The sequence below is a fragment of the Fictibacillus nanhaiensis genome (assembly GCF_049537595.1).
Lineage (GTDB): Bacteria > Bacillota > Bacilli > Bacillales > Fictibacillaceae > Fictibacillus > Fictibacillus nanhaiensis_F.
Genome location: NZ_JBMULM010000007.1, coordinates 18,846 through 33,722, shown reverse-complemented (window position 1 = coordinate 33,722; position 14,877 = coordinate 18,846). Strand labels below are relative to the sequence as shown.

Here is a 14,877-nt window from a genome sequence, read left to right as displayed (position 1 = left end):
TATAGCCCCCTCGTGAGGGGCTATGTTCTTTTGCATCATTTAAAACCTTCTTTTGCTTCTTTTGATATTCTAATTATGGAGCTGAGTCCTAAGATCAAACATGAAATAAAAAATATGCTATTCCACTCACCTATGAAGATTAAGTAAAATATGCCTAACAAAGCAGTTAAAATAATTACACAATCTAAAATAAAACCAAGCTTCACACTCATTTCCTTAACCTCCTAAGTCTTTTTGCAAAGAAGCAGTCTTATTTAGATAATTTGTTGAAGGTGGAGATATGTTGAAATCTCTTTTTGCTTATTTTACAGATATTCATGGTAATTTGGATGCACTTCAAGCTGTTATTGATGACGCTACACGTATGGGGATCTCTCGTTTTATTAGCGGTGGTGACATGATTGGAATCGGTCCTTTTACAAACGAGGTGCTTGAGCGGTTATGTAATCTGCCGTCTATTATGATGGTTACGGGAAATCATGATGAAGCGATTTTGGCGTTAAAATATGGTTTGCCACACCCTAAGAGTCACAGTCATGCGAGGCAACATCATCAATGGATCGCTGACCAGCTAACTGATACAAATGTTGATACTTTGAGCACACTTCCACGAGAGCTGACAATTGAGGAAGATGGTTTCAACTTTCTCATCACACACTACCCTTTTAAACAAGGAAAAAAAGAATCTCCAATATCTGAAGATCCCTTTATGCCGATTATAAGTGAGCCAGATTCTAATGCAATGAAAGAACTTTTCAAAGATTCACTAACCTATAATTTTATAGGATTTGGTCATCATCATATCCTTCATGACTTTAAAGTAAAACAAACGCATATCGTGAATCCAGGTGCACTAGGTTGTAATAAAGTAGCTGAAGCACGCTATGCTATTGTCTACAAGACGGATGAACAGGAACTTAGTATTGAATATAAATCGGTACCGTACGACCAGACTCGTTTATTTAAAGCATATAAAGAACTTAAAGTTCCGGATGGTCCATTTCTGATGAAAGCTTTTCATAAATAAGGGTTTAGCTCTTTTTTTGCAGTGTATTTTTAAAAAGGCTAATTTATTTTGTTTCATTCCATTCATCTAATGTCATCATATTAAATTCCTCTTCGAAATCCAGTCTTAACGGGGCAATTAACTCAATGCTATTTCCATCTGGATCTTTGAAGTAAACGGCTGCGTGAGCTTGTGGGTTATTAGGTAACACTAAAGGTTGTTTTTCAGGCGGAAATCCAAAATTAGTAGAGACTTCTATATCTCTTTCTTCTAACCATTTCTTAATGTTTAACATATTATCTCTATCAATCTGAAACGCGATATGTCTTAATGATGGGTGATAAGGGGTGTTAACCTTTTCAGTTTCCCATAATCCCAACCAACTTCTCCCTTTTTCAATCCAGAAAAACACTAGATTTTCTTGTTGATAAGCGATTTCTAAATCTAGTTTTTTATAAAACTCAATAGATTTCTTAAGATTACTGACAGGCAAATGTGCTTCGTAAAGCCCTTTAATCATTTGATTTCTCCTTTTATTCTGTTCTTTATATTTTTTTCTATTATTTAGGGTGACAATCTATATTAGTGAGGAATCCTCGTCTGTATAAATTCAATCTCTTCTCCATCTGGACCTTCGTAAAAAACCGTTCTCCAACCGTTCGGAAGTTCATACGGTCCTTCTGTTAAAAAGATCTCCTTTTGAGATAGTTCCTTTATTTTTTTCGTCACAGAAGTCACGCTGAATGCGATATGGCTGCAAGCTGCATGACTCCCTGAATTAGGCATCAATTCAAGCTGATATCCTTTCCCTATTAAAAATATGAGCTCTGTATCGTTCCACATGAAACGTTCTTTCTTTTCAATAAGAAGAATCTTTTCATAGAATTCACAAGACGTTTTCATATCATTTACATACAGCCCGATATGATGCAGCATCTGATTCACCTACTTACAGAATTAGATTCATATCGCCAAACTCGTGCCAGAGGTAGCGCTTTTGAATCGCATCATTGTAAGCTTTATATAACTTGGATCGGTCTACGAATGCAGAGAGCAGTTGCAGATGACTCGCCTCCGGTTCATGCATTCCTGTAATCAACCCATCACATACGGCCAGTTTCGTATTTTCAGTAATATATAGATTCGTCCATCCATTAGCCGCCTGGACCCTTCCGCTTTGCTGTGCTACTGTCTCTAGCGTTCTTACAACTGTTGTACCAACTGCGATCACACGACCTCCATTGTTTTTCGTTTCAGAAATGAGGTCAGCCGTTTCATTCGGTATATGATAGTTTTCAAAGTTTTTGTCCGGTCCTTTATACCACTTATCATCCAGCAAATAACTTAGCCCCGTATGAAGCGTAACATAAGCAATCCTAACGCCTTTTTTCTGAAGCCGAAACAGAAGCTCCCAACTGAAAGCCCTTCCAGCAGAGGGCATCTCAACAGACCCTGGAATGGTAGCAAAAACCGTTTGATAGTAATCCAAATTCCAAGGCTTCTGAATGTATTCGTACCTGACAGGCTCTCCTAGATCATAGATTTGGTTAAAAAGCGAAGAGCAGCATAGATTGAATGCTAAAGATACAAAAGGTGTATCTTCTGACTGTTCAATAATAGTAGCCGTTAATGTCGGCGAAAAACGGATGATATCACCTTCTTTTACAGTTCCGCTAACGGGAAGTGCTTCCCAAGTCGATTCATTCTTTCTGTGAGCCAGCCGGATCTCTACCTCAGTGGCATCTGCTTCTATTCGACTCTTTAAAACGGCTGGAACTGTTCGGCTTGCGTTAAGTACGAGCAAGTCACCTTTTTTTAAATACCTATCTAGTTGATAGAACTGAGTGTGATTGGTCATTCCAGTGTCTTTATCGAGCACCATCATTTTTACATAATCTCTGCGTAATCCTCTTCGTTCTGGTGGTTCTTTTGCGTTTAGTTCATCTGGAACCTCAAACTTCATCGCTGTTTCCATTAAAACTCACTCCCCTCAAGCTGAAACGTCTGTGCTTCTAATCGCTTTCCGGTAATGAGTGAGGATGCATCTGATGCCAAGTATCCAAAAACAGCCGTAAGGTCCTCAGGTTTTGCAAGCTCATAATCACAGTCTGGTACAGCACGTGCATGCATTTCAGTATCCATCTCGCCAGGATCAACCATGTTCACACGTACACCAGATTCACTTACTTCGTCTGCCCACGTTTCTGTTAGCCCTTCAAGTGCAAATTTTGAGATGCCATATGCTCCCCATCCCGCATAACCAGTTGCACCTGCCTCTGATGTGATATTAATGATGCTTCCTTGCTGTTTTTGAAGCATGATCGGTAAGACTCTTCTAGTTACTAAGAATGGTCCGATCGTGTTAACACGTAGAACTTCTTCAAAATCTTGCTCAGGATAATCAAGCAAATAAGGAATCGGGCTAGGACCAATGATGGATGCATTGTTGATCAACACATCTATTGCTCCAAAATGCTCTTCAGTCAGTGCTACGAATCGTTCTACATCTTTTGGCTTTGACATATCTGCTTCTATTGCGAGAACGTTTGCTCCAAGCTGAATCGCTTCATTCTTCACACTTTGAAGGGCACCTTCGTTTCTTGCACATATCGCCAAGTGATATCCTTCCCGGGCAAAATATAGGGAAAGCGCTTTACCTAGTCCTTTTGAAGCTCCTGTGATCATGATTACTTTTTTCATTTCGTGTTCCTCCTGAGTTTATAATTTATACTTTTTATACATTTATGTTTACTAAGTATTTTTATTATAGTTACACTTCTTTTCATTCGTCAATGAAAAAGTTTTCAAATTTTTCGACAAATTTCCCGGAAAATAAAAAAACCTCTGCGATAGCAAAGGTTTTACTTAAGGCGAAAAGATGCTCCGTCTAGTATTTCAACGTCGTTTCTCTCTTTTATTTCCCTCATAAGCTGAAAAAGGGCTAAATCTTTTTTCTTCGATTCAATCATACAATCGATTTCTTCCACACTACCTTTTACTTCTTTCAAAAAATCAAAAAACATATTAACATCCACATAGTCTGCATGATTTCTAAATTGCTTCTCGCTCTTTGGACTAGAGATATGCATTTTCAATGGCAACGGAGATGTTTTCCATGACTCTACTACTCGTGGCCAATGCTGGATCCAGTTCTCGTCATGATGGTATGCAAGGTGATGGTGATAATCAAACACAAGAGGAATCTGCAGCTTTTCACAAAGGTACAGAGCATCCGCCATGGTAAAAGAAGTATCATCGTTCTCAAGCATGATCATTCTTTGAATGGATAAAGGAACGCTTCCCCAATTCTGCACGAATCGTTCGAGGGCTACATCGGTTTCTTTATAGTTTCCACCTACATGCATCACGCATCGATGCTCTGTATCGATCCCCATGTTTTTTAATAATTTGTAGTGTAGTTGCAGCGTCTTTAGAGAGTTTTTCAGGATCTCTTTTTTCGGAGAATTTATTAGTACAAAATGGTCCGGGTGAAAGTCTAGTCTCATATTATGTTGTTTTGCATATTGTCCCATCTCATGGAGTGCATCATGCAAAGGGCTAATATAATCCCAGTCTAAGAGCTCACTATGATTGGCTAGCGGAATGATTCTGGACGTCATTCGATAAAACCTTACATCGTTAGCCACGGCATGCTTTAACACTCGAAGCGTATTGGTTATATTGGCAAGCGATATGCGCTCAAGTTTCCTCAAACCCGCCTCTCTATTCTGTAGCTGACTGAATTGTTTATAGGTCATCGTTTTGGATGGAGAAGCATTTTTTAATTCCATGCTCATTGCCACAAAACCAAGCTTAATTATGGTCATCTGTCACACCTCATTTTCATCATTAACAGTATGACCCTATTACATTCTCTTTTAATCGTTATGTGGTTTTGTGCTTAACTGTTTTACTTAAAAAAAACTGCCCTAACGATTTAGGACAGTTCTCGCTATTTTTAAGGTAAATATCTTTTCGAACCTACATACGTATTCTTCCAGTAATTAGCGTCCAATGATTGGATGCGTACTCCTTTTGAAGTAGCCGCAATGAACTCTCTATTCCCCATATAGATGCCTACAAAGGAAACACTTTTGCCATTTGTTTTGAAGAATACGAGGTCACCTAGTTTTTCTTTTCCTTTTGAAACGGGTGTGCCGCCTTTATATTGATCAGCAGACGTTCTTGGAAGAATTTTATTAGCTACAGTTGTTTTAAATATATATGTGGTAAACCCAGATGCATCAAATCCTTTTGGTGTTGTGCCACCCCATTTAAATGGAGCACCTTTGAAGAGTTTTGCCGTTTCTGTCACTTCTTGATCATAAGATGGAGATGCTTTTGCTGCAGATACACCGCTTAAGATTAATAAAGCTGCGAGTCCTAATGAAACTACTGCGACGAGTAAACGTTTCATGTTCAACATCCTCTCTTTAATGAACTCTTACACTCTATTAGTCGATGATTGTATATGCAAAGTTACTTTTTTTACATAGAAAAAAGACTGCAAATTGCAGCCTTTTTCGACATCTTCTTCATTAGATCATTGATAGAAGTTGGTACCGGTCACTCCTTCAATCTCTTCACTAAGCTTATAAGGACCGATTGAATCAAGTTTCGTATTGTTAAACTTTACAGACTCAAAACCGTAGCTTTCAGCTGTTAATAGAATAGCGTCGATCATCATCAGATCTTCTGTATCATCAGCAGACAATTTTATAGAATCGGGAAAGGTAATCTCTACGTCATCCTTGTTCAGTACTTTTACACCTAGTACTGTGTTTTTTGGTAACAGCGGTTTAAGGCCACGCTCTTGCTCATCATCCATCATCTCAAGAGCATCTTCAAACTCCTTTGGCATCGATTTCGTGTCTATCCCCGTTGCATACAGACTTACGATAAATGCATCTGTTGATGGGGCGTCATAACGAAAATGAGGAGCACCAGGAACTTTAAGATCCCATTCAGATACTGTTCCATAACGCTGAAATTCGTAGCCTTTGTCCCCATCCATACGCAGTTCGACTTTCGCCTTCTGATCTTCGTTAGCAAAAGTCATCGTGATTAAAGCCTGAAGCAAAGGTTCTTCGGCTCCATTAATAGAGCCTGCTGGAAGATCAACAATCACCGTCTCTTCTTCTTCGGTGATTTTCGCCTTTTCTAGCGGACTATTCGTCAACCCAACATCACTCGGTTTGAATGCTTTAAGTTCTTTATTCACTTTATTAACGTAAAAGTCTTGATCAGTTAAGAAACTAACAGGTATGACAAGCTGTGCTTGATCATCCAAATAGCCTACAGTCACCCAGTCTTTGTTCATCGCTTTCAAGTTCTTTTCAAGATAAGGCGCATGATACGCAACAGATGGTTCAGCTTTCATGATACCAGCAGAGTTTTGATCTTTATCCGCTGATCCATCTAACGATTTTTCTTCCATCTTATCCGCTTGCTCAGCAACTTTAGAGTTCTCCATCTGTATCCCGTTCTTCACAAGATCCGGAGCGAAGACACCAAATATGATAAGAGCACAAGCTGTAGCGAGGGCCGGTATACTCCATGAAGGAAGGCGTTTACCTTTATTATCCTTATAATTAATATTTGCCTGAACCTTTAAGAAAAGATCCTGCTTAGATCGACGGTCTCTTATTGGGGGCAAATGCTTAAGATGCTCTTCAATTTTTTCATCATTCCACTTAATTGGTTCCATCTTTCAATTCCTCCTCCAGGCCCGGTTGCTGATCCAGCCATTTGCGCAATTCTTTTATAGCCCGGTGCTGGGTGGTCTTTACTTTACTTTCGGTCCAACTTAGTATTTGCGCAGTTTCTGAGATCGATAATGATTGAATGTACCGAAGTACAAGCACTTGCTGCTGATCGAGTGAACAACGTTTCATCATTGTATATAAATCTCGGTAAGACTCTTTTTTTGCAACTAATTCTTCTGGAAGGGGGTTTCCATCACGCAATACACTTTCACTTTCTTTTATATCAAAGAATAGGAACCGTTTGTTGCGTCTGGATTGTTTTCTAAGCCAGTCAATGGCCACGTGCCTGGCAATGGAATACAACCATGTTTTCTCTGAACTCTTGCCTTCGAAACTTTCGTAGGCGTTTAATACTCGGATATAAACTTCTTGCACAAGGTCTTCTGCCGATTCGCGATTTCGTACCATATAGAAGATAAATTGAAATAACGCCGTATGATACTCATCGTACAATCGGTCAAACGTTTCTTTCACTTCGGATGGCCCCCTATCTCTATGTATTTATGTAGTCGAATTTACTTATGAAAAGTTACATTACAAATATGTTACTTCTAAGTCTACTCTTTTTTATATCATCTCGATAGGACCATTTGGTCGATAATTCCCAACAAAAGTGGAACTTCTTAGACAAAACTAGCCAGTTAATATGTCTTGAGCAGGACAAGGGCTGTTTTGGCTAAAGATAGCCAGCGATAAGGTATACCTCACAGGGTATTTCACTAGTTAATATGAGAAATTCTTATGGTAATCCCTTAAGATTTGAATATATATCCGCGAGTTTTGAGCATAATCCCTCGAGTTTTGCTTATATATCCGCGAGTCGACTTATTTCGACATGTACAGATATTCCAATACCCTTACTAACAAATAATCTATCAACAAAAAAAAGACACCAAATCAGCTTTGGTGCCTCCTCTTTATTTCGTTATTACATAACTTAAAAACATCTCTTCAATGGTATCCCAGGCTATCCGGTATTGCTCTTCTTCTCCTAAAAAAGAATAATGAAGCACGTTACCATCACGAAGAGCCCAAAAGATTCGTGAAATGTTCTGTGGATCCAACTCTTTTTTGATTTCTCCCGATTCCTGACCTTCTTTAATAATCTTCACGATATAATCAATTAAACGATTATATCGTTCTGCAAGAATAGATCTAAGATCATCTTGTCTTGATCCATAGAGCCAGAATTCAATATATACACGCATCGTCTGCTGATCATCTTCTTTTAACTCTTGTTTTTTCCAACGTTTGAATAGATTTTCAAGCTTTCTGCTAGCGCTTGTAAGAGAAGCGTTCTCTTGTTCCATATCTTCGAAAAATTCATCTGTTCGCTTCTTTAAAAGCTGAAGATAGATTTCTTCTTTACTAGCAAAATAGTTATAGATGGCACCTTTACTAATGTTCGAATCTTTAACGATGTCGTCTATAATCGTAGCTTGGTATCCCTTTTCACTAAAGCATTTTAAGGCGCTCTCAAGAATGTGGTTGCGTTTCTCTTCTTTATACTCAGCTGAAACTTTAGGCATGATGCTTCCTCCATTTATGACACGTCTTCTATAAGTATAACAGAGTTTTCAGTCTATTTTGGAAAAAGTTTTCACTGGGTGAGACTCGTTAGTCTGTTCGATTATACGTTCCATATGAACTTGTTCAACATACGTTGTAAATCCTGTCTCGCGCAACAGTTGGTTTAGATAATCTTCTTTTTTAGGTATGTTAATCGTTATCCTCTTCACAGATTCCTCGGCTGGCGCGAATACGGTTTTTACTAATTCTCTCACCGTCTCCTCTTGGAATTCATTCTGTTCGTCGGTTACAAATTGATAGAGTAAAATTGTGGCTAACTTCCCTGTATCATTATAAACTTTTTTATACACAGCATATCCGAGTGGAATTTCGTCCTTCATTCCTACCACACAAATACAGTCTCTTAAACTCGGAAATTGTGTCTGCCATGCAGTACTAGGTTTAAAAAAGGACAATTGTTGTATATCAAATAGAGAAACTTCTTTAATCTGTATCTCTGAACTTGCACTGTTCCAAGCAGTAATGACTCCTTCATGCTGTAGATATGTCAGCTCTTCGAACGTCACATAACCCATACTCTTATATAGTTGAATAGCAGCTTCATTTTCTTTGATCGCTTCGAGCCTTGCAATTTCGACCTTCTCTTCTTCATATATGGTTAGACAGACGGATATGAGCTTCTTGCCAACACCCATTCCTCTAAAATCTGGAGCGATTGCGGTCCCACCGTTCCATACGTATCGTTTGCCGTTAATCGTTCGAAAACTGTTCAGTACAAACCCTGCTAACTTCCCATCGTAAACAGCCACGACTGACTTTTCTAATGAAATTCCCTCACCTGCAATCTTTTGTATGAATCGATTAAGGTCCATGGTCATATCAGAGAAATAATGCTTCCACGATTCGTTCCATAACGTAATCGCTTCATTAAAGGTTAACTCACTAAATCGTTTAATGACTAACACTACAATCACTCCTCATTCTTATTTTTAAAAACGACTGGTCGTTTTATTAAATTTTATAAAAAAAAGAAATGTATGACCAACATAATCGTTCGACAAAATCAGAATTCCTTCCCTCGAAATTAAAAAAACTGATATCAAGAGAGTAATTCCTCCCTTGATATCAGCATTTGACACATTTATGATCGTTCTTCATGAAATAACATCTTAAAATGATCATAATACTCTTCAACTTTTTGATCTTCTTGCTTTAAATAATCGTTTAATTGTTGTTCTGATGACAATTGAAGAGCCTTTTCTCCAAATTCACTCATATCATCTAGTACACCAGAAGTTTTCTCTCCGATCTCAACATCTTCTTTTAACAGTTGAGCAACTTCCGTTAATTTATTAATTTGTTCTTCATTTATGCTTTTGTTTTGATGAATATCTTCCAACATGGAGTAAATAATCTGAGCTCTTTCTTTCGTCTGTGTTTTCATAGAATCACTCCTCTAGTTTAACTTTCCCCCATCCCGTCTCTTTATAAACTGTTTTATATTTACAAGTATTGGGTAAATCAGGAGTAGTAACTTAGAGAAAGGAAGATTGCTGTGGCGAAAAGGTCTGTACTTCGTCAGAAAAGAAAACAATCACTTTGGATTCGGCGAACAGCTATTATTACTCTCATTCTTTTCTTATCCAGCGTGACATTTGGAGGGGCCATGATCTATGCATACGTGAATGGAACTCCGAAGCTTACAGCTGACGACTTGAAAGATCCTCAATCATCGATGATCTATGATATGAACGATGAGTTCATCACGTATGTTACAGGCTCTGAACGACGAGAATATGTAAAGATTGACGACATACCAGAACTCGTTCAACAGGCATTTATCTCTACAGAAGACGTTCGATTTAAAGATCACATGGGAATAGATGTGAAGCGTATAGTCGGAGCCGCGGTAGCAAATGTACAAGATGGATTTGGTGCTGAAGGGGCAAGTACGATCACACAGCAGGTTGTAAAAAACTCTGTTCTATCGTCAGACAAGACACTCGAACGAAAAGTACAAGAAGCTTACCTAGCTATTCAATTAGAACAAAAGTACACAAAGAATCAAATCCTGGAAATGTACTTAAACAAAATCTACTTTGGCAGCGGAGCATATGGTGTTGCCACTGCTTCAAAAACATATTTTAATAAGCCCTTAAAAGATCTATCGCCCGCAGAGGCCGCTCTTTTAGCTGGTCTGCCTCAAAGACCGAGCAGTTATGACCCTTTCCTCCATCCTAAAGTAGCAGAGGAAAGACGCAATACCGTATTGCAGCTCATGTACAAGAACGGTGCTATTACAAAGCAGCAAAAAGAAGAAGCCATGAAAACAGCTGTAACGGAATCTCTCTCAAAAGAAAAAACGAAGCGATTAAAATATGATGCTTTTATTCAGCAAGTGATTAAGGAATTAAAAGAAAAAGGAGTTTCTGAGAGAGCGATTTATGAAGGCGGATTAAAAATTTATACAACACTTGATCAAAAAGCTCAAGCTCATACCGAAAAAGTGCTATCTACTGAAGAATATGTGAACTATCCAAATGACAAATTCAAAGCCGGTGTTGCGCTGCTCGATACAAAGACTGGTGTGATTCGAGCATTAGGAGGGAACCGAACAAGCGGTGAGCAAAACATTGAAAAAGGATTTAACTATGCGACTGATATAACACGCCAACCCGGTTCGACCATTAAACCAATCTTAGATTATGGTCCAGCAATAGAAAAGTTTAAATGGTCTACGTATAAACAGATTAAAGATGAAGAGTTAGAGATCGACGGTTGGGAAGCCGGAAACTGGGATGATGAATTTCATGGAGATGTTTCCATGAGAGAAGCACTCGTTCATTCCTACAACATTCCTGCGATTAAAACCTTTATGGAAGTTGGTTCAGAAGATGCTGTAAGCTTCGCCAAACAGCTAGGTATACCTATTAAGACCGCTCATCCCGCCTATGCTATCGGCGGATTTGGTAAAGGTCCTTCACCACTAGAACTAGCAGGGGCATACACAGCATTCGGAAACCAAGGTGTTTATCATAAACCGACCACGCTTCGTAGTGTAAAATATCCAGATGGCTATGAAACGAAGTACGAGTCCAAACCTGTTGCAGCCATGCATGATTACACGGCTTATATGGTTACAGATATGCTTAAAGATGTAGTTAAAAGAGGAACAGGAACGCTAGCCGCTATCCCCGGGTTAGAGGTTGCAGGAAAAACAGGAACGACGAACATGCCAGATGGTCTTGATCATATTGAGAAGGGCTCAAGTGACTCGTGGTTCGCAGGCTATACAACAAACTATACAGCTGCAGTATGGACAGGGTATGACAAAACAACCGCTGAGAACTACTTAACACCTGAAGACCAAAGAATAGCGAAATACATTTTCAAGTCTATCGTCTCTGAAGTGTCAAAAGATAAAAAGACTTCTGGATTTTCTAAGCCAAAATCTGTTGAGGAAGTATACATCAATAAAGATACTGGATATGTAACGAAAGATGAAAACGGTTCTAATGTGACGAAAGAGCTCATCGTAAAAGGGACTTCCCTTAAAGAGATGACGGCACCTGTTAAAACAAAGAAAGCCACTAAGAACGAACCGACGAAGAAAAACAAAAAAGAAGAGAAAGAAATGAAGGATAATAAAATGAAAGATGCAGATAAGGTTAAAGAAGAAGAGAAAAAGAATGAAGACGAAAAACAAACAGAGCCTCCTACAACAAAGCCAGAGGATGAGGCTGATCCTCCACCACCACAAGATGACAACCCGGATGATCCTGATACAAAACCTGAACCCGAGGATCCACCGACCGTACCAGATCCACCTCCAACGGAGCCGCCTCCGACAACAGAACCGCCACCAACTGAGCCACCACCGACTGAACCACCACCTGCGGACGACGATGAAGGTACGGGAACAGGAGCAGGCGCTGGAGCATCTGGAACAACAACTACACCGTAATCAAAAAAGTAACCTGCTAAAATTAGCGGGTTACTTTTCTATGAATTCATATAAAAAGGATTCTCCATTACGATAAAACCGAGGATCATAGATCCCAAGTTTTTCCTCTTCTTCAACCACAACAACAAACGGAGACCACTCATAAAGTGTTTTTGCTTTTGGATTCTCTTCAAAAAGCGGCTCTAAATCAGCTTCATCGCTTGAAACCAACACATGCTCTACCTCAGGCTCAATAAAAAGACTATCTTTTACGATTTCTACTTCACTATCTTTTTTACCGATGACTTGAAACTGTGTAGGAACAAAGCCTGCCGCTAATGCTACCTCATCATACTTTTCTTTTGCTTCGCTATAGATCACATAACCTTGTAGCGACTGAACTGCAACATGTGCAACCATCAAGACCCATACCACACGGAAAACTTTAAAACGATCTGATGGTTCTTTTTTTCTTGAAACGATAAAACCAGCAAGCATCAAGAACCAATATACAAAATCCACAATGGGAATCGTACCAAATGTGACTCGATAACTTGAGAAAGGCTCGAGATATCCTGTTCCCCACGTGTTAAAGAGATCACTCGTATTATGAATAAACACGGCTAAGATCGCCCAGTAGAAAAACCTTCGATCTTTCACCTTAAATAAAAGCCTGCTAAGAAGATAGATGATAATACCCCAAACAGGAACGAGGAAAAAAGAATGTGTTAATCCTCTATGCCACATCTGCTGCATGTTGCGGCCTGTTTCCGTAAGGTTTACGACCACATCAATATCAGGAATCTGACTGCCAACCACTGTAGTAAACAACAAAGCCCTCTTGTGTGACTTGTCCATATTCATTTTATTTGCAGCGCCATACAACGTTAAACCAAACAATGTGTGAGTTACTGTATCCATAATTCCTCTTTCATTCATTTTTCTTTTATGTTAACGAAAAAAAGAACTTCTGTCTTGATAGAAGCTCTTTCAAAGGTTTCCATTATTTCCTAAGATAATTTCCGGGGAAATTCGACTTTATTTCCTACACATTCACACTTCTTGTTTATATAGAACTACCCCTTTATTCAAGAGGAATTTTTCGATTTGATTTTTATGATGAACGTCGTGTTCAACAATACCCTTAATATATTCACATAATGTAATCCATGAATGTCCCATCTGAATTTTCTCTTCCCAAATCGCATCCGGCAGTTCCTGAAGTTTACTAGATAAGACGAGTCGACATTCAATCACTTCATCAATTAAATCATTTTTTGTAGATTCCCGATTTTGCCTCATAAGCAGCGTTTCTATTTATTTCTTCTACATTTCACTTTTTAGGTGGTGTGTTAGCACTCTTTAGAAAGTAAGAAAACCTTTCACAAACGAACACATCCCATGCTTTAATATGGGCGATGATTTCACCTGTAGACCACTTATCTTCCTTGAATAGGCTCTAGCCAATATTCTTCAGGCATTCCTTTTTACTTCTTGAAGCCAATTTACTAAACTGCAATACTGCATGATCACTTCACTCAATAGCATGTCCTCCTAGCTTTCCATGAAACTTTTTCAATTTCATTAGGATTTTGTCCATGTCACTCCTTCTTCTGGGACATACACTAAGATGAAAGCATAAGGCACAAGAAAGAAGGAGGACTTACAGCATGTTTGGAAAAAGACAGAAACAACAACGTAACTGGGGCTATCCAGGTTACGGATATGGTTGCTACACCCCATGCAGCGGTTACGGATATGGCGGCTACGGCGGAGGAGGCGGCGTTTTCGCTTTAATTGTCGTGCTATTTATCCTTCTCATCATCATCGGTGCGTCGTGGAGATAGTAGTTCGTTAAAAAGGCAAGAGTTCATACTCTTGTCTTTTTACCTTTTAGTCATGTGTTGAGTCAACCTATCTTCTTTTCTGATAGAAATACGAATAATTCTTTTTCTACCAATTTCATGCTTGGCTTTCGTTCACTCTTGCTCTTCATCTTTTTTTGGGAGAGGCAGCTTGTTGGCTGATTGTTTGATTCCCTCTGCCATAAAATTAAAAGCTAATATAACAGCGGCAAAACTGAACACAGGAAAGAACACGAGCCATGGTGCTAAACGAAGTTGATAATAATACCCTCCTATCAGCCCCGACCATTCGTTCGAGTCTGATGCTGGTATTTCATATTCATTTGTAAATTCTCTCATCGTTGTTCCTCCAAAGAATAAGCCTAATATTCCAAGGTGAGCTAACAAAAGGAGGACGGCAATCACTTGTTGTACATAGATCAGCAAAAGCTTTGGCCATAGATGGGGCAATATGTGTTTTGATAGGATCCTTAATCTTGAACCACCCATTAATTTAGCACTTGTGATAAACTCTTCTTTTTCAATCAGGTTGATCTCTTCTTTTATTAGAATAGACGTGTTCGGAACTGCGATAGCTATGATCAACAGCATCTCAAAAATTGCTTTTTCCCAAAATGTGAAGGTTTCTAATTGTATAATCGGTCCTACAACAAAAAAGATTAGAAGCGCTGACGGGATGTTCCCTATTTATTACAATTTAGTTATAAGAGACTGATTCTTAATCTATTTAAACGTACAAAGGCCCCTCTTTTATTCAAAAGAGAGGCC

General features: G+C 38.9%; 18 protein-coding genes. 3 read left to right on the top strand and 15 right to left on the bottom strand.

All coding sequences use genetic code 11. The features are described 5' to 3' along the window. Positions 1-35 precede the first annotated feature (35 nt). Entirely contained in the window at positions 36-212 is a 177-nt protein-coding gene (locus ACOZ9X_RS19855; protein WP_423419695.1) for a hypothetical protein, read from the bottom strand. 68 nt (positions 213-280) lie between these two features. Between ACOZ9X_RS19855 and ACOZ9X_RS19850 the strand changes: the two genes are divergently transcribed. Further along, complete coding sequence (locus tag ACOZ9X_RS19850; protein ID WP_423419694.1) at positions 281-1,027, top strand: metallophosphoesterase family protein; 747 nt, start codon at positions 281-283, stop codon at positions 1,025-1,027. Between the two features lie 43 nt (positions 1,028-1,070). Here the strand turns inward: ACOZ9X_RS19850 and ACOZ9X_RS19845 are convergent, their stop codons facing one another. The 11 genes from ACOZ9X_RS19845 to ACOZ9X_RS19795 form a co-directional block, all read right to left on the bottom strand. Next, positions 1,071-1,526 carry a VOC family protein gene (locus ACOZ9X_RS19845; protein ID WP_423419693.1) on the bottom strand — a complete coding sequence of 152 codons (456 nt, stop codon included), beginning with the start codon at positions 1,524-1,526 and terminating at the stop codon, positions 1,071-1,073. A gap of 62 nt (positions 1,527-1,588) precedes the next feature. After that, complete coding sequence (locus ACOZ9X_RS19840) at positions 1,589-1,942, bottom strand: VOC family protein (RefSeq protein ID WP_423419692.1); 354 nt, start codon at positions 1,940-1,942, stop codon at positions 1,589-1,591. A gap of 13 nt (positions 1,943-1,955) precedes the next feature. Beyond that, a complete protein-coding gene (locus ACOZ9X_RS19835; RefSeq protein ID WP_423419691.1) occupies positions 1,956-2,981 on the bottom strand; it encodes an S-adenosylmethionine:tRNA ribosyltransferase-isomerase in 1,026 nt (341 codons plus the stop codon). Further along, positions 2,981-3,706, bottom strand: a complete 726-nt coding sequence (locus ACOZ9X_RS19830) for an SDR family NAD(P)-dependent oxidoreductase (protein WP_423419690.1) — start codon at positions 3,704-3,706, stop codon at positions 2,981-2,983. The genes ACOZ9X_RS19835 and ACOZ9X_RS19830 overlap by 1 nt, the downstream gene beginning before the upstream one ends. Positions 3,707-3,867: 161 nt before the next feature. Next, a complete protein-coding gene (gene uvsE / locus ACOZ9X_RS19825) occupies positions 3,868-4,833 on the bottom strand; it encodes a UV DNA damage repair endonuclease UvsE (protein WP_423419689.1) in 966 nt (321 codons plus the stop codon). A 131-nt stretch (positions 4,834-4,964) separates the two neighbouring features. Beyond that, positions 4,965-5,423 carry a C40 family peptidase gene (locus ACOZ9X_RS19820; RefSeq protein ID WP_423419688.1) on the bottom strand — a complete coding sequence of 153 codons (459 nt, stop codon included), beginning with the start codon at positions 5,421-5,423 and terminating at the stop codon, positions 4,965-4,967. 126 nt (positions 5,424-5,549) lie between these two features. Then, on the bottom strand, positions 5,550-6,713 hold the full coding sequence (locus ACOZ9X_RS19815) for a hypothetical protein (protein WP_423419687.1): 1,164 nt from the start codon (positions 6,711-6,713) through the stop codon (positions 5,550-5,552). After that, complete coding sequence (locus ACOZ9X_RS19810; protein WP_423419686.1) at positions 6,700-7,245, bottom strand: RNA polymerase sigma factor SigX; 546 nt, start codon at positions 7,243-7,245, stop codon at positions 6,700-6,702. Before ACOZ9X_RS19810 ends, ACOZ9X_RS19815 begins: the two co-directional genes overlap by 14 nt. Before the next feature lie 443 nt (positions 7,246-7,688). After that, positions 7,689-8,300: a TetR/AcrR family transcriptional regulator gene (locus ACOZ9X_RS19805; RefSeq protein WP_423419685.1), complete on the bottom strand. Its 612-nt coding sequence runs from the start codon at positions 8,298-8,300 to the stop codon at positions 7,689-7,691. A 48-nt stretch (positions 8,301-8,348) separates the two neighbouring features. After that, positions 8,349-9,266 (bottom strand): GNAT family N-acetyltransferase, encoded by a 918-nt coding sequence (locus ACOZ9X_RS19800; protein ID WP_423419684.1) that lies wholly within the window; start codon positions 9,264-9,266, stop codon positions 8,349-8,351. Between the two features lie 176 nt (positions 9,267-9,442). After that, positions 9,443-9,745, bottom strand: a complete 303-nt coding sequence (locus ACOZ9X_RS19795) for a hypothetical protein (RefSeq protein ID WP_423419683.1) — start codon at positions 9,743-9,745, stop codon at positions 9,443-9,445. A gap of 111 nt (positions 9,746-9,856) precedes the next feature. Here ACOZ9X_RS19795 and ACOZ9X_RS19790 point away from each other — a divergent pair, with 111 nt between their 5' ends. Further along, positions 9,857-12,265: a transglycosylase domain-containing protein gene (locus tag ACOZ9X_RS19790; protein WP_423419682.1), complete on the top strand. Its 2,409-nt coding sequence runs from the start codon at positions 9,857-9,859 to the stop codon at positions 12,263-12,265. Positions 12,266-12,295: 30 nt separating this feature from the next. On the opposite strand, the gene ACOZ9X_RS19785 is transcribed toward ACOZ9X_RS19790, so the two are convergent. Beyond that, positions 12,296-13,165: a metal-dependent hydrolase gene (locus tag ACOZ9X_RS19785; RefSeq protein WP_423419681.1), complete on the bottom strand. Its 870-nt coding sequence runs from the start codon at positions 13,163-13,165 to the stop codon at positions 12,296-12,298. Positions 13,166-13,297: 132 nt separating this feature from the next. After that, positions 13,298-13,546, bottom strand: coding sequence for a hypothetical protein (locus ACOZ9X_RS19780; protein WP_423419680.1), 249 nt, complete (start codon positions 13,544-13,546; stop codon positions 13,298-13,300). 368 nt (positions 13,547-13,914) lie between these two features. Between ACOZ9X_RS19780 and ACOZ9X_RS19775 the strand changes: the two genes are divergently transcribed. Beyond that, positions 13,915-14,091 carry a YjcZ family sporulation protein gene (locus ACOZ9X_RS19775; protein WP_423419679.1) on the top strand — a complete coding sequence of 59 codons (177 nt, stop codon included), beginning with the start codon at positions 13,915-13,917 and terminating at the stop codon, positions 14,089-14,091. Positions 14,092-14,223: 132 nt separating this feature from the next. On the opposite strand, the gene ACOZ9X_RS19770 is transcribed toward ACOZ9X_RS19775, so the two are convergent. Further along, entirely contained in the window at positions 14,224-14,787 is a 564-nt protein-coding gene (locus ACOZ9X_RS19770; RefSeq protein WP_423419718.1) for an ABC transporter permease subunit, read from the bottom strand. Between the last annotated feature and the right edge of the window lie 90 nt (positions 14,788-14,877).

Coding starts and splice junctions, on each gene's coding strand:
- ACOZ9X_RS19850 (WP_423419694.1), top strand. CDS start 281: ATGTTGAAATCTCTTTTTGCTTATTTTACAGATATTCATGGTAATTTG.
- ACOZ9X_RS19775 (WP_423419679.1), top strand. CDS start 13,915: ATGTTTGGAAAAAGACAGAAACAACAACGTAACTGGGGCTATCCAGGT.
- ACOZ9X_RS19805 (WP_423419685.1), bottom strand. CDS start 8,300: ATGCCTAAAGTTTCAGCTGAGTATAAAGAAGAGAAACGCAACCACATT.
- ACOZ9X_RS19795 (WP_423419683.1), bottom strand. CDS start 9,745: ATGAAAACACAGACGAAAGAAAGAGCTCAGATTATTTACTCCATGTTG.
- uvsE (WP_423419689.1), bottom strand. CDS start 4,833: ATGACCATAATTAAGCTTGGTTTTGTGGCAATGAGCATGGAATTAAAA.
- ACOZ9X_RS19830 (WP_423419690.1), bottom strand. CDS start 3,706: ATGAAAAAAGTAATCATGATCACAGGAGCTTCAAAAGGACTAGGTAAA.
- ACOZ9X_RS19815 (WP_423419687.1), bottom strand. CDS start 6,713: ATGGAACCAATTAAGTGGAATGATGAAAAAATTGAAGAGCATCTTAAG.
- ACOZ9X_RS19820 (WP_423419688.1), bottom strand. CDS start 5,423: ATGAAACGTTTACTCGTCGCAGTAGTTTCATTAGGACTCGCAGCTTTA.
- ACOZ9X_RS19780 (WP_423419680.1), bottom strand. CDS start 13,546: ATGAGGCAAAATCGGGAATCTACAAAAAATGATTTAATTGATGAAGTG.
- ACOZ9X_RS19855 (WP_423419695.1), bottom strand. CDS start 212: ATGAGTGTGAAGCTTGGTTTTATTTTAGATTGTGTAATTATTTTAACT.
- ACOZ9X_RS19785 (WP_423419681.1), bottom strand. CDS start 13,165: ATGGATACAGTAACTCACACATTGTTTGGTTTAACGTTGTATGGCGCT.
- ACOZ9X_RS19845 (WP_423419693.1), bottom strand. CDS start 1,526: ATGATTAAAGGGCTTTACGAAGCACATTTGCCTGTCAGTAATCTTAAG.
- ACOZ9X_RS19835 (WP_423419691.1), bottom strand. CDS start 2,981: ATGGAAACAGCGATGAAGTTTGAGGTTCCAGATGAACTAAACGCAAAA.
- ACOZ9X_RS19840 (WP_423419692.1), bottom strand. CDS start 1,942: ATGCTGCATCATATCGGGCTGTATGTAAATGATATGAAAACGTCTTGT.